We start from the raw sequence: 14331 nt of genomic DNA on the forward strand, positions 1-14331 counted from the left end.
GTGGCCCCCACAGTCCTTCGTACCGACTCTCAGTCCTGCACCTGGCTCTCCTCCACCAGTGCCGTCTGCATCAACCGCGGCCGGCGGCGGGCGATGTGAAGCGCCCGGCCCGGCGGGAGGTTGAGGGGCTTCGCGTCACCGAAGAGGCGGCCCTCCGTGGGCGGGCAGGAGAGCAGGACGGCGGGGTTGTTGGCCTCGTCGAGCCGGCGGATGAGCCCGTCGCTGAGGCCGCGGCCCGCGCCCATGGCGCTGCGGGCCACGACCACGTGCAGACCCATCTCGAAGCCGAGGGTCAGATTCTCGAAGAGCGGCTCGAACGGACTCTGGAAGGAGTTGCCGGACACCATGTCGTAGTCGTCGACCAGGATGAAGAGACGCGGGCCGGTCCACCAGTCGCACCGGCGCATCCGCCCGGGGGCGATGTCCGCGCCGGGGACGCGTGCCTTCATCGCGCGGGCCGCGCCCTCGATCGTCTCCTTGAGGTTGTCCAGGGAGATCACGTGCCCGATGCGGTACTCCTCGGGGATGGCGTCCACCAGGGTGCGGCGGTAGTCCACCGCGATGATCTTCGCCTCCTCCGGGGTGTAGCGGTCGGTGATGCCCCTGGTGATACGGCGCAGCAGATTGGTCTTGCCGCTCTCGGTGTCGCCGACCACGATCAGGTGCGGCGTACGGCTGAAGTCGTGCCAGACCGGTTCCAGCGCGTCCTGGTCGATACCGAGCGGGAGCCGCATGCCGCCGCCCTCGGTCGCCTCGGGCGCGGGGAGGTCGGCCAGCGGGAGCCGGTGCGGCAGCATCCGGACCTGCGGGGCGGCCGGGCCGCTCCAGTGCCGGGCGATCTCGGCGACCAGATGGGCGACGCCCTCACCGAGATCGTCCAGGGAGCCGCTGCCGTCCAGCCGGGGCAGGCCCGCCAGGAAGTGCATCTTGCTGTCGGCGGTGATGCCCCGGCCGCCGCTGCGCGGCACCGAGCGGGCCTTGCGGGTGTCGATCTCCGAGTCCATCGGGTCACCCATCCGCAGTTCCAGGCGGGTGGCCGCCTGGTCGCGGACCTGGGCGGACAGCTCCACCCAGCGGGTGGTCGTGATGATCAGGTGGATGCCGTAGTTGAGGCCACGGGCGGCGAGTTCGTTGAACTTCGGGATCAGGTCGTCGTAGTCCTGGCGGACCGTGGACCAGCCGTCGACCACCATGAACACGTCGCCGAAGGGCTCGTCGGGGAACTCCCCGGCGGCCCGGCGGCGGCGGTAGGACTGCATGGAGTCCAGGGTGTGGTCCACGAAGAACTGCTCGCGGCGGGCGAGCAGCGTCATCACCTCGGCGACGGCCCGGTGCACCCGCTCCGGGTTGAGCCGCGCCGCGACGCCGCCGACGTGGGGCAGGGCGGCGAGCTGCGAGAGGCCGCCGCCGCCGAAGTCGAGGCAGAAGAACTGGATCTCGGCCGGGGTGTGGGTGAGGGCGAGGGCGGCGATCAGGGTGCGGGCGAGTGTGGACTTGCCGCTCTGCGAACCGCCCGCGACGGCGATGTGGCCGCCGGCCCCGGAGAGGTCCACGACCAGCGGGTCGCGGCGCTGCTCGAAGGGCTTGTCCACGAGACCGACCGGGACCCGCAGTCTGCCGTTGCCCGGCCAGCCGGCGGCGGTGAGGCCGCGCTCCGGGTCGGGAGCGATGCCGGGCAGCAGGGCGTCCAGCGGGGAAGGCTCGTCCAGCGGCGGAAGCCACACCTGGTGGGCCGCGGGTCCCGAGCCGCGCAGCCGGTCGAGAGCCACGTCGAGCAGGGCCTCCTCCTCGCCCGCCTCCTCGGTCTCCGGCTCGGGCTCGGTCACGGGGTCCAAGGTGCGCGGCACCACCCAGCCACTGGTCCACGGCACCACCTGGCTGGCCACCCGGGCCTGGATCACCGCACCCGTGCGGCGCCGGTACGTGCCGGAGGAGTACGCCGCCCGGAACCGGGTCAGGGCCTCCACACCGGACTTCAGGTATCCGCTGCCCGGCTGGGCCGGCAGCTCGTAGGCGTCCGGGACGCCGAGCACGCCACGGCTCTCCATCGCGGAGAAGGTGCGCAGGCCGATGCGGTACGAGAGATGGCTCTCCAGCTGGTGCATACGGCCCTCGTCCAGGCGCTGCGAGGCGAGCAGCAGATGGACCCCGAGGGAGCGGCCGAGGCGGCCGATCATCACGAACAGGTCCATGAACTCCCGGTGCGCGGAAAGTAGTTCGCTGAACTCGTCGACCACCACGAACAGGCTGGGCAGCGGGGTGAGGTCCGTCCCCCCGGCACGGGCGCGCTCGTACTCCAGGGCGGAGGTGTAGTTGCCGGCGGAGCGCAACAGCTCCTGACGTCTGATGAGTTCCCCGTGCAGGGCGTCCTGCATGCGCTCTACCAGGGCGACTTCGTCGGCGAGGTTCGTGATGACGGCGGAGGTGTGCGGGAGTTCCTCCAGGCCGAGGAAGGTGGCGCCGCCCTTGAAGTCGACCAGGATGAAGTTGAGCGTCTCGGAGGAGTTGGTCAGGGCGAGGCCGAGGACGAGGGTGCGCAGGAGCTCGCTCTTGCCGGAGCCGGTGGCGCCGATCAGCATGCCGTGCGGGCCCATACCGCCCTGCGCGGACTCCTTGATGTCGAGGTCGACCGGGCGGCCGTCGACACCGACCGCGATCGGTACCCGGAGCCGGGTGGACCCGGTGTGCCGGTCGAAGAGGGTCTGCGGGTCGTGCCGGTGCAGGTCGGGTATGCCGAGCAGCGTGGTCAGCTCCACGTCGCTGTCCATCGGCTGCGCGATGTCGGTGCCCAGGCTCATCCGGCGAGGGGTGAGCAGCCGGGCCAGTGACTCCGCGCCCAGGGTGCCGAGCCGGTCGGGCCGGCCGAGCGGTACGGAGCGCTCCTTGCGGCTGCGGTCGGTGCGCACCAGGCTCACCTGGTCGGCGTCGACGGTCAGCCTCAGCGTGTTGCGGCCCGGGCGCCAGCGCAGCGCCCCCGACATGTCGAGGGCCAGGGCGTTGCGGTAGCCGTGTCCCTCCCAGCGGTGGCCCTCGGGGACGGTGACGCCGTCCAGGACGATGACCGTGTAGGGCTCGTCGCGGCTGGGCCGGGCGTCCTGGTCGAAGCCGGGGCGTTCGGCGAACTCGGCGCCGAGCAGGTCGTCCAGTTCGGTGAGGTCGGCGGTGATACGGCGTGCCTGGCCGGCGCCGTCCTCCTCGTACGGATCCAGGGTGTGCGGGAGCCACTTGGCCCATTCCCAGTCGGGCCGCCGCTCGTCACTGACGCAGAGGGCTATCCACAGCTCCTCCGGGGCGTGGAACACCGCGAGCTGCCCCAGCACGGCACGCACCAGAGCGCGTACCGCCTCGGTGCCGGGGTCCTCGTCCGGATTGCCGGGTCCTTCCCCGGGCGGCGGGGTGCCCGGCTCGGCGGGGTCCTGGCCGGGTGTCTCCTCGGGGCGCAGCAGGATCCGGGCCGAGGAGCGCAGGTAGAGGCCGAGGGGCTGTCCGGGGATGGTGGAGTAGGCACGGACGAAGCGGCGCAGGGCATGCGCGCAGAGCGGTTCGAGGTCCTCGACCGGGCGGGTGGAGACCGGATTCAGCGTGAGGGCGAGCTGCTGCTCGCCGACCGCGAGCCGGACCTCGCCGAAGTCCTCGTCGGCCGGGCGGCGTTCCCACAGGCGTGAGGTACGGGCCAGCGAGCGGAGCGACGAGGGCTCCGGATGGCGCCAGGCGAGCGCCCGCTGCTGCTCCGCGATGGTGGTGCGGACCCGCTTGCGGATCTGCGCCAGGTAGCGCAGGTAGTCGCGGCGTTCACCCTTCAGGCGCTGCTTGCGCTCGCTGGAGCGGCGCATCAGCTGCCCGAGCAGCATGGCACCGGCGGAGAGCGCCATGACGCCCATCGCCAGATACATGAAGACGCCGTTCCCGCCACCGGGGCGCAGGAACATCAGCATCATCGACACCGACATCAGCGCCATCGGCAAATAGGTCCAGATCGCCGAGGTGTCGGGCACCGATTCGGCGAGGACCGGCGGCTCCTGGAGGGTCAATTGCCCTTCGGGCATCTCCGGCCCGCGCCTGCGGGCCGGGCGGCGAAACAGCACGACACTCAAGGGAACTGAACCTCCGGTTCACTGAACTTTCCGGCCCGCACCGAAATTCCGGCGCACCCGGTGGTGGAAAAGACCGCACCGCGTTGATTCCCCGGGTCTCGCATGACGCACGGCGGAACGCCGGACGAGTGTTTCGAGCGGATGTCGGAGGCGGTCAACTTCTGTGATGGCCAACCACATAACGGATATATGGCGTCCGGTCCGCAGCACGACCCGGTGGTCGTAGGCAGTAGTGTGCATTCACGGAACGCGACCTGTCCACGCGGGAGCGGTCGTTGACGGTCCCGCGGACACAATTTCTCTGCCGGGCCCCCAGGTTCACGGCCGGGCGGACCTTCCGTACTGTTCGCACATTCCCTCTCGCGGGGAAGTCCTCCTGTCAAAGCCTTCCGGAAGGCGAGAGTTCAGCTGATGACCGACAGCACGGTGGCCGATTCGTGCCGCCTGACCGTACGTGCACCGAGTGTCAGTGTCGATCTGGCGGTGCCCGCCGACGTGCCGGTCGCCGATCTGCTGCCCACACTGCTGCGTTACGTCGGCGAGGAGGCCGAGGAGGCCGGACTCGACCACGCCGGCTGGGTACTCCAGAGACTGGGTGACGCCCCGCTCGACGAGGAGACCACCCTGGCCCGCGCCGGGCTGGCCGACGGTGCGGTGCTCTACCTGCGCCCGCACACCGAGGCCCTGCCCGAGGCGCGGCTCGACGACCTGGTGGACGGGATAGCCGAGACCGTGGGCCGCCGGCTGCACACCTGGTCCGCCGGGGCGGCCCGCGGCCTGCTGGTGGGCACCGCCGTGGCGACCGTGCTGACCGCCCTCGTCCTGGTGTTCCGGCCGGGGGTGACGACCGGCTCCGGCGGCTCCCGGGCGGCCTGCGCGGGCCTTGTCGGGCTGCTCCTGCTCGCGGGAGCGGGCTCCGCCAGCCGCGCGGTCGGCGACCGTCTCTCCGCGACCGCTCTGGGCCTGCTGGTCGCACCGTGCCTGGCGCTGGTCGGCTGGATGCTGCCCGGCGGCGACCTGACCGGCCCCGACGCGGGCCAGGTCGTGGGCGCCCGGCTGCTGGCGGCGGGCGCCGCGGGTGCGGGTGGCGCAGTCCTCGCCCTCGCCGCCACCGCGGTCGGCGCCCCGGCTCTGCTGGCCACCGCACTGGTCGCGGTGGCCGCCGCGATCTCCGGGGCCCTGATGGGGTACACGGGCCTGGGCGTCCCGGCCGCCGTGGCACTGGTGGCCACGGCGGTCACGCTCGCCGCCGGGACGGTGGCACCGTTCGCCTTCAAGCTGGCAGGGATGCGGATGCCGGCACTGCCGTCGACCGCCGGCCAGCTCCAGGAAGGCATCGACCCCTACGCGGGCGACGAGGTCGCCGAACGCACCGAACTGGCCGGACGCTGGGTCACCGCGCTCTTCGCCGCCACCGGCACCGTCGCCGCCGCCGCCCTGGTGGTCCTCGCCGAGAACCCGGACCTGCCCGAGGTGCTGACCGGGCTCGCGCTGAGCCTCCTGCTGCTCCTGCACTGCCGTGGCCTGGTCCACATCGGTCAGCGGCTGACCCTGGCGATCCCAGGGATCCTGGGCCTGCTGCTGATGGCCAGGGCCTGGGCCGTGGACAGTGACGCGGACGGCCGCGTCGTGGTCTTCGGAGTGCTGCTCGCCGCCGCGGCCGGACTCGTGGCCGCCTCCTGGACGGTGCCCGGCCGCCGGGTGCTGCCCTACTGGGGCCGTGCGGCGGAGATGGCGCACACCGGCCTCGCCGTCGCACTCCTGCCGCTCAGCCTGTGGGTGGCGGGTCTCTTCGGCTGGCTGCGCGGCCTGTTCGGCTGAACGCGGCCGTACGCCGTCACATGGGAACGAGTTGAGGAGAGGCTGTGCAGTCCAAGCGCGACCAGGTACAGGCCCACGGGTTCATGATGGGCAGGCTCAGTTCGGGCCTGCTGACGGCCGACCCGGACGCCCCGGAGAGCCCGCTCGGACGTACCACCCGGGGCGTGGTCTTCGGCGTCCTGGTGACCGTCCTGATCGGCGCGTGCGCCACCGTGTACGGATTGCTGCGCCCGGGCGGCAACGACGGCTGGCGCGACGCGAGAACCCTCGTGGTCAACCGTGACACCGGTGCCCGGTATCTGTGGACCGGTACCGACGGCGTGCTCCACCCGGTACGCAACTACACCTCGGCGCGGCTGATCGGCGGCTCCGACCTGGCGACCGTGGACGTCGCCACCGCCTCGCTGCAGGACGTCCCCGTGGGGGCCCCGGCCGGCATACCCGGTGCGCCTGACGCCCTGCCCGGACCCGGTCAGCTCGACGACGGTGCCTGGCACATGTGCGTCACCGGGCCGGACGGGGCGGTGCCCAGCACCTCCGGTGCGGTGTCGGGCGCCGGGGTGGAGAAGCCGGGCGCCACCACGGTGGTCGCCGGGGCGCCCCTGGACTCCCGTGGCGTCGGCGCCGACCGAGGGGTGCTGGTGCGCGGCCCGGACCGTACCGAGTACCTGGTGTGGCGGGGCAGCAGGCTGGCGCTGGACCGTGCCGCCGACGCCCGCAACGCCCTCGGGTACGGCTCCGAGCAGCCCATGCCGGTCTCGGCGGCCTTCCTCGACGCCCTGGCCCCCGGCCCCGCCCTGAAGCCGCCGGAGGTCCCCGGGCGCGGCGGGAAGGGGCCCGAGCTCGGCGGTGAAGCCAGCCGGATCGGCCAGCTGTTCGAGGTCAGTGTGCCCGGCGGCGGCAGTACGTACCACCTGCTGCGCAAGGACGGCCTGGTGCCGCTGACCCGGCTGGGCGCCGCGCTGGTGCTGGGTGACCCGGCCACGCAGAAGGACGCCTACGAGGGGAAGTCGCCCGAGGTGCGCGCCGTCGGCGCGGACGCGCTGCGCGAGCACCGGGCGAAGGGCTCGGGCACCGCCGGGTCCGCGGAGCTGCCGGAGACACCGCCGGCCGCGCAGTCGGTGCCGCGCGGCACAGCGCTCTGCGCGCAGGTGGACGGCGACCACGGCGGCGCCCGGATCAAGTCGGTGCTGGTCCCGCTGGTCGACTTGGCCCCGGTCGCGGTGTCGGAAGGCACCGCCCAGCCGCTGGAGGAGGCCTGTGTCCGGACGGACGCCACGGTCGTACGGCCCGGTCACGGAGCCCTGGTCCGGGCCCTGCACGCGAGCGGTGCCGCGCACGCAGGAACCACCTACCTGGTGGCGGAGAACGGCGTGAAGTACCGAGTTTCGGCCAAGGATTCCCTGGCGGCGCTCGGGTACGGGGACGGGGACATCAGCTCGGTCCCCGCGCCGCTGCTCGCGGCCCTTCCGACCGGCGCCGACCTGGACCCGGCCGCCGCCTCCGGCGCCGCGGACACCAAGGTCACGGCCCCGCGGTGCGGTGGTGACGCGGGGACGGAGCAGGGCGGGGGGAAGAGCCCGACGGACGGGGGCGGCCAGGTGGACAAGACGGACCGGGCGGCTGCCGAGGAAGCGCCGGGCACGGTCGGCTCGGCACCCTGAATTCCGACAAACAGTGCATACGGCGTCGAAGAAAAGGAAAAGGGGAGGGGTGGCGTAACCTCCGTCCGAACTCCTGGCGCCCGGGGTTGATCCGGTGCGGACCGAGCACGATGAGAAACCTCAGAATTTGCTCAAATCTTTTTCGCGGGCCGGACTCCTCCGGTGCCACGGCCTACGCTCGATTCGCGGGAAACGGGCGGCCTCGATGACCGTTTCCGTCAATCGCCCGCCCGCTTCCCGACCGTTTCACCTACTGGGGAGGTGAGTTGGCGTTCGGGAAGCTCCGGAACGTGCCGTGGGCCCCGTTCATTCCGCCGAAACACTCACACAACTCCATTGCTGTACAAGGGTTCTGGCGAGCTGGCCTATGCTCAAATCTTCCCAACATACGTTGCGCCGGACGGTGGATTCTCTTTAGCCTCAGCGGGCAACGGTGCGAGGAGACTCGCCTGAACGAAGGGAGCGTGACATGGCAGACGGTTCCGCAAGGAAAGCGGACTATGCCAAGGGCTTGGGGGGTGTCTCCTCTCTGGAGCAGGCCCGGGACGCGGTCGAGAAGATCCAGAACAACGTCGCCGAGGTCGCGGCGCGTTCGGGCGTCGGCGGTGACGAGGGCCAGGCCCTGCTGAAGCTCTTCCGCAGCTGGAACTCCGAGGCGCAGAAGGTCGTCGTCCAGATCAGCAAGATGGTCGACGCCCTCCAGGAGAACGTGACCTCGGCCAACCGCCTCGCGAAGGAGAACCAGGACCTGACCGAGGTGCTCAACAGCAAGACCAGTCAAGGCGTCTTCGAAGCGCTGCGCTGACCCACCCCTGCGGCACCCGGCCCCCTGTGGGGAGGCCGGCACCCGTGAGCTTCCCGGGCCCCGGCGCCCGGACACCCGAGAGGAGACGTCATGGCCGACGGCATCATCGATGTGCAGTACTCCACGGTCCGGAACGCGATTGAGGAGCTGAAGGGCCAGACCCAGCAGATCATCACCACCCTCAACAACCTGGAGGACGAGCTGAAGCCGCTCGTCATGTCCTGGGAGGGTGACGACCAGCACACGTACCGCGGAGTCCAGGCGGAGTGGGACCAGGCCACCAAGAACATGGCCCTGCTGCTCGGCGACAGCGGTGATCTGGTCCAGAGCATCCACGACAACCACTCACGCGACGAGCGCAAGAGCGCCGACAACTGGGGCGGTGTGCGGGCTCGCTGAGACCTTCCGTTCGGATCATGCCGGGGCACACGTGCCCCGGCATGATCCGAACGAGAGGTTCCTGGGTCCTGCCGGGCGGCTCCTCATCGTCCGGCCGGCTCGTATTCCGTGGTCCGGTACCGAACGGCAGGAGGACGTCCCATGGCCGGTGAGAAGGCCGACGTCAAGCATTTCGACCTCAAGCAGATGGAGAACTTCCGGGACAACGAGGTGCAGCCGGTGTACGCCGCCGCGAAGAAGCACCGCGAGGACGGCGACGGGAAGCACATCCGGCCGCTCGGCCACCTCGTCGACGGGCACACCAGCGCGGACAACCTCGTTCAGGGCCAGCAGCTCCTGCGTATCGGCAAGATGACCACCGAGACCCTGGTCTCGGGACCCAAGCTGATCGAGGGCGTCCGTACCGCGGCCGAGGCCATCGACAAGCTGCTGGGCGACCAGATGGGCCTCTTCAAGGAGCTGAAGGAGGCTCTCACCGAGACCATCGAGGAGGCCAACAAGACCAAGGACAAGAACCTGAACGCGATCGACGCCCAGACGCTGCTCCAGACCTTCGACGAGGTCGACGCGCTGACGAGCGGGTCATCGGAGAAGACCGGCACCTGAGCGCGTGCGGCGGCGGCGCACCGGCCGTCCAGCCACACGTACATGAGAGAGACCCGGCCGCACGCCCACAGGTAGGGGCGGTGCGCCGGCGCGGACGACAACCGACCAGAAAGGGTGCCCGGTGGCCGATCGGTACGATCCCACATCCGTCGCCAAAATCGACAAGTACGACGACGTCGGCGGAGCGTCGGCCGACACCTGGGCCGCCCTGGTCACCCACATCACCGGCTATCCGGTGCCGGACCGCTCCACCGTCTTCGACACGCTCCGCTCCGCTCACGGCGGCAAGCTCTTCCGGATGGACATCAAGGAGCGCAGCCTCAGCATGCTCGTCAAGGACTCCGGGTTCCTGACGAACAAGGGTGAGGACTACGACATCTGGTTCTTCGACAGCGGCAAGAAGCGTTCGATCATGCAGGCCCGCATCGTCTTCGAGGGGCGGGTGAAGGTCGGTGACGAGGTCATCTTCGCCGGTACCGACTCCAACGACGTCGAGAACGTCGAGGTCCGGGAAGGCAACGAGTTCACGGACTACCACAAGGACAAGTTCAGCACCGTCCCGCTCGCCCAGTACATGAACGGGCCGCGGGCGGCGCTCCTCGCGCTGTTGAAGGGCGGAACGGAGAACGCCCGGTTCAGTAACCTGGGTGTGGCCGAGGAATCCGTGGTGGACCTGGCGTCCTTCACCACCACGGGGGAGTCCTTCGACTACGCGGCCAAGTTCTTCAAGGACCACGCGCCGCTGCTCAAGGACTGGGAGGACCGCTTCGGCCGGGACGACGCCAGCTGGAAGGGTGAGGCGGCGGAGGTCTTCCGCGGCCTGCTGAAGAAGGTCCGCGAGAACTACGACAGCTACGTCGAGACCTTCAACTCCTCGGTCGGCACGGGAGACGCGACCGGGACGGGCAACACGGTGTACTCCCGTGCGCTGTCGCTGGGCCGCTCGTACCTGGTGGACGCCGCCAGCACGCTGTTGAACGCGTGGCTGGAGTGGGCGAAGTCCCCGTACTACGACCCGCACCGGGTGCTGCGCTACGTCCTGGACGACCTCGCCCAGTGGGTGGACACGAACAACGTGGCCAAGACGGACATCAAGTCCCACACCACCCGGTACATCACGACGGTCTCCCACAGCCCGCAGGGCGGCTTCTCCCAGGTGCATCCCGACTACGGGGACCTCGCCGACATCGCCAACTGGGCGAAGGTCGGCGACAAGGCGGTCGAGATCTGGAACAAGGGCGTCGACGACCACCTGGTCACCCCCGCCCGCGGGGTGCAGTCGAAACTGAACAACCAGTTCCTCGACCTGGGCAAGGACTTCGCCGAAAGCGTCCCCAAGCCGAAGTCGACCAGCACGGCCTCGGAGGAGTACGAGAAGAGGAAGCTGGAGGAGGAGAAGAAGGAGATCAAGAAGGAGAACGAGGAGAACAAGCAGTACCAGGAGGAGCTGCGGAAGGAGCAGGAGCGGCAGCGCGACGAGGACAAGCAGTACCAGGACGAGCTCCGCGAGGAACAGGAGCGGCAGCGCGACGAGGACAAGAAATACCAGGACGGGCTGCGGGAGGAGCAGAACCGGCAGCGCGACGAGGACAAGCAGTACCAGGACGAGCTCCGCGAGGAACAGCGGCGTGAGCAGGAGGAGGCCAAGAACCTCCAGGAAGAGCTGCGGAACGAGCAGAACCAGCAGCGCGACGAGGACAAGCAGTACGCGGGAGAGCTCCGCGAGGAGCAGCGGCGTGAGCAGGAAGAGGCCCAGCGCGAGGCCGAGGAACAGCAGAAGGTCATGGAGGAGAGCCTCGGTGGGATCAACGACCCCAACGCGGTCGGCGAGCAGAACCTCGGCAACCTCGACGACCTGCTGAACCAGAAGATCCCGGTCACCGAGAGCGTCGGTGACCTCGGCGGCGACCAGTCGTCCACAGTGGTGCCGCCCTCCGTGTCCCAGAACCTCGGCAGCCTGGGCAACCTCAACAACGCGGGCGGGTCCAAGAGCGCCACCGACGCGGCCAACGACGCGATATCCCAGAATCTGGGCAACCTCGGTGACCTGAACGGTGGTTCCGGCGGCTCTCTGGAGACTCCGACCGGCGGCAGTACGGACCTCAGCGACGGCAAGCTCACCACGGAGTTCCCGGACGGCAGTTCGAGTACGTTCGATCCGGACAGCGGGCTGGTCACGACCACGCATCCGGACGGGAGTGTGACCACGCAGGATCTGGGTGACGGCATCAAGGTGACGAACCCGGACGGGTCGGTCACTTCGCTGGGTGACGACGGCAAGCTGACGACCACGTTCCCGGACGGTTCGACGCAGACCGTCGACCCGTCGACCGGTCAGGCCGTCACCACCGATCCGGACGGCAACACGACCACGCAGAACCTCGGCAGCCTCGGGAACCTGAACGGTTCCAACGGCCTGGGCGACCTCGGCGACATCAACGCCGACCTGCCCACCGAGTCGACCGGGAACCTCGGTGACCTGAACGGTGGTTCCGGCGGCTCCCTGGAGACTCCGACCGGCGGCAGTACGGACCTCGGCGACGGCAAGCTCACCACGGAGTTCCCGGACGGCAGTTCGAGTACGTTCGATCCGGACAGCGGGCTGGTCACGACCACGCATCCGGACGGGAGTGTGACCACGCAGGATCTGGGTGACGGCATCAAGGTGACGAACCCGGACGGGTCGGTCACTTCGCTGGGTGACGACGGCAAGCTGACGACCACGTTCCCGGACGGTTCGACGCAGACCGTCGACCCGTCGACCGGTCAGGCCGTCACCACCGATCCGGACGGCAACACGACCACGCAGAACCTCGGCAGCCTCGGGAACCTGAACGGTTCCAACGGCCTCGGCGACCTCGGCAGCATCAACGGCCTGGAGACGCCGACGGGCGGGCACACCGCCTTCGTGAACGACGACTTCGCCACCACGTTCGCCGACGGCAGCAAGGCCGTCTTCGACCCGGACAGCGGAACGTTCACCAGCACCGGCCCGGACGGCTCCACCGTGGACACTGACCTCACCCACGGGGCGAAGGTGACCAACCCGGACGGCTCCACCACCTTCCTGGACGACGGCAAGCTGACCACCACCTTCCCGGACGGCAGCAAGCAGGTCATCGACCCGGAGACCGGCATCACCACCGTCACCGACCCGCAGGGCAAGACCGAGACGATCGACCTGAAGGGCCTCAACACGTCCGTCGGTACGGGTGGTTCGGGTGGGCTCGGCGATCTGGGCAGCCTCGACGGCCTCAACGGGATCGGTGGCGGCAACGGGATCGGTGGCGACGGAACCACCAGCCGGGACGTGCCGTTCTCCGAACTGGGCGTCGGCGGTGGCCAGGTGGGCGCGGGGGCTTCCGGCGGCGGTCTCTCCGGAGCCGGCTCCGTCTCCCTGGACGGCCTCGGCGCGTCCGGGGTCGCCCCCCTCTCCGACAGTGCTACCGCCGGCGCGGGCACCCCGCTCGCCGCCGCCACGGGAGGCACCCCCGGCGCCCCAGGCACACCCGGCAGCCCCGGCATGCCGATGGGCGGCGGCATGGGCGGTACGGGCGCGGGCGGAGAGAAGGGCAACGGTGAGCGGGTACGCGCCGTCCTGGTGGACGCGGCCGAGGAGAGCGAGCGCCGCAACCGCCGTCGGCGCAGCCCGTGGAACCGGCAGGAGGACAGTGACACCTTCCTGGCCCCGGCCTCCCGGGTGACGACCACGGGTTCGGGCGGCGGTTCCCAGGAGGGGGAGGAGGAGCCCGGGCGCAGGCCCACCACGTCCGCCGACTACCTGGAGGAGGACGCGGACGTGTGGGGCACCGAGGAGGGCGGCACCCCGGCCGTCATCGGCCGATGACGGACTCCGTCCGACCCCGGCTTCCGGGGCGAGGTCACCACCAGGCAAGATCTACACAGCAGTTGCCCGACCGGCAGACCAGGGCCCTGTGCGGGGACGCCGCAGTTCAGGACCCAGGAAGTACCCACCGGACGTACGAGCGTCCGGATGTGCGGAGAGACCGACGGAGAGGGAGGGAGCGAGCATGACGGAACCGCTGGAGAAGCGCCTGGAGAAGGCCATGGCCGAACTCGAGGCGGCCCAGGAGGCGGTCGCGCGCACCGAGCGTGAGCTGCGGACGGCGTCGTTCACGGCACTCTCCTCCGACCGTGCGGTCCGTGCCACAGCGGGCCCGCAGGGTGAGCTGGCCGGGATCGACTTCCTGGAGGGCAAGTACCGCGACATGTCCCCGCAGGAGCTGGCCGCCAGCGTCCTGGAGGCGTCGGGCGCGGCGCGCCTGAAGATGAACCGGCACGTGATGAAGGCGCTTGCGCCCTTCTCCGAGCCCAGCAGCAACGTGCCGGAGCTGAAGGGCTTCGAGATGGACTGGGAGCGCGTCTTCGGCCCCGAGGTACTGCACGAGGACGGCGGCGACCCGGCACGGGGTGCTCAGGGCGCCCCTGTCTGGCGGGACGCGCTCGGCGACGAGGGAGAGGACTGACGATGGGGCAGCGGTACTACGTAGACCCGCATCGCATCGAAGCCCTGGCGAAGCAGCTGGAGGAGATCGGCACCCTGACCAGGAGCATGACCGAGGAGTTCCTCGACGAACTGGCTCCCACGGTGAAGTGGCCCGGCACGGAAGGTGACTTCGCGGAGAAGGCCAAGCCGCAGGAGCAGAAGGAACGCCAGACGACCAAGGACACCATGCTGTCCATCCGCGACGCACTGGTGGGCATCACCGACGCCACGCTCAGCCAGGTCCGGATGATGAAGGACACCCGCGACCACAACATCGAGAGTGTCGAGCAGGGCACCAACCGCATCGACACCGACGGACTCGACGGCGACCCGGGCGGGCATGGCCGCCGCTGACCCCGTCTCCGCAGGCCGCTCCCTGACCACGCCGGGAGCGGCCGCTCCGTCCTGCCCGCGTGGGCTCCAGGACGGTCCCCG

At 70.2% G+C, this 14331-nt stretch carries 9 protein-coding genes; 8 read left to right on the plus strand and 1 reads right to left on the minus strand.

What is annotated here, in order from left to right; all coding sequences use genetic code 11:
- Positions 1-29: 29 nt before the first annotated feature.
- Positions 30-4094, minus strand: a complete 4065-nt coding sequence (eccCa, locus tag OG524_RS27975; protein WP_405387952.1) for a type VII secretion protein EccCa — start codon at positions 4092-4094, stop codon at positions 30-32.
- 411 nt (positions 4095-4505) lie between these two features.
- On the opposite strand from eccCa, the gene eccD reads away from it, so the two are divergent.
- The 8 genes from eccD to OG524_RS28015 all read left to right on the plus strand — a co-directional run bounded on the left by eccD (position 4506) and on the right by OG524_RS28015 (position 14250).
- Positions 4506-5915 (plus strand): type VII secretion integral membrane protein EccD, encoded by a 1410-nt coding sequence (gene eccD / locus OG524_RS27980; RefSeq protein WP_405387951.1) that lies wholly within the window; start codon positions 4506-4508, stop codon positions 5913-5915.
- Between the two features lie 44 nt (positions 5916-5959).
- On the plus strand, positions 5960-7579 hold the full coding sequence (gene eccB / locus OG524_RS27985) for a type VII secretion protein EccB (RefSeq protein ID WP_405811867.1): 1620 nt from the start codon (positions 5960-5962) through the stop codon (positions 7577-7579).
- Positions 7580-8048: 469 nt separating this feature from the next.
- On the plus strand, positions 8049-8384 hold the full coding sequence (locus OG524_RS27990; protein WP_405387949.1) for a hypothetical protein: 336 nt from the start codon (positions 8049-8051) through the stop codon (positions 8382-8384).
- A 90-nt stretch (positions 8385-8474) separates the two neighbouring features.
- Entirely contained in the window at positions 8475-8783 is a 309-nt protein-coding gene (locus OG524_RS27995) for a WXG100 family type VII secretion target (RefSeq protein WP_405387948.1), read from the plus strand.
- A 141-nt stretch (positions 8784-8924) separates the two neighbouring features.
- The gene (locus OG524_RS28000; protein WP_405387947.1) at positions 8925-9389 is read left to right on the plus strand and encodes a type VII secretion system-associated protein; all 465 of its coding nucleotides are present in this window, start codon (positions 8925-8927) and stop codon (positions 9387-9389) included.
- Positions 9390-9510: 121 nt separating this feature from the next.
- Positions 9511-13236, plus strand: coding sequence for an AAWKG family protein (locus OG524_RS28005; RefSeq protein ID WP_405387946.1), 3726 nt, complete (start codon positions 9511-9513; stop codon positions 13234-13236).
- Positions 13237-13420: 184 nt separating this feature from the next.
- Positions 13421-13876, plus strand: a complete 456-nt coding sequence (locus OG524_RS28010) for a YbaB/EbfC family nucleoid-associated protein (protein WP_405387944.1) — start codon at positions 13421-13423, stop codon at positions 13874-13876.
- A gap of 2 nt (positions 13877-13878) precedes the next feature.
- A complete protein-coding gene (locus tag OG524_RS28015; protein ID WP_405387943.1) occupies positions 13879-14250 on the plus strand; it encodes a hypothetical protein in 372 nt (123 codons plus the stop codon).
- Positions 14251-14331: the final 81 nt, after the last annotated feature.

The sequence above is a fragment of the Streptomyces sp. NBC_01520 genome (genome assembly GCF_045040375.1).
Lineage (GTDB): Bacteria > Actinomycetota > Actinomycetes > Streptomycetales > Streptomycetaceae > Streptomyces.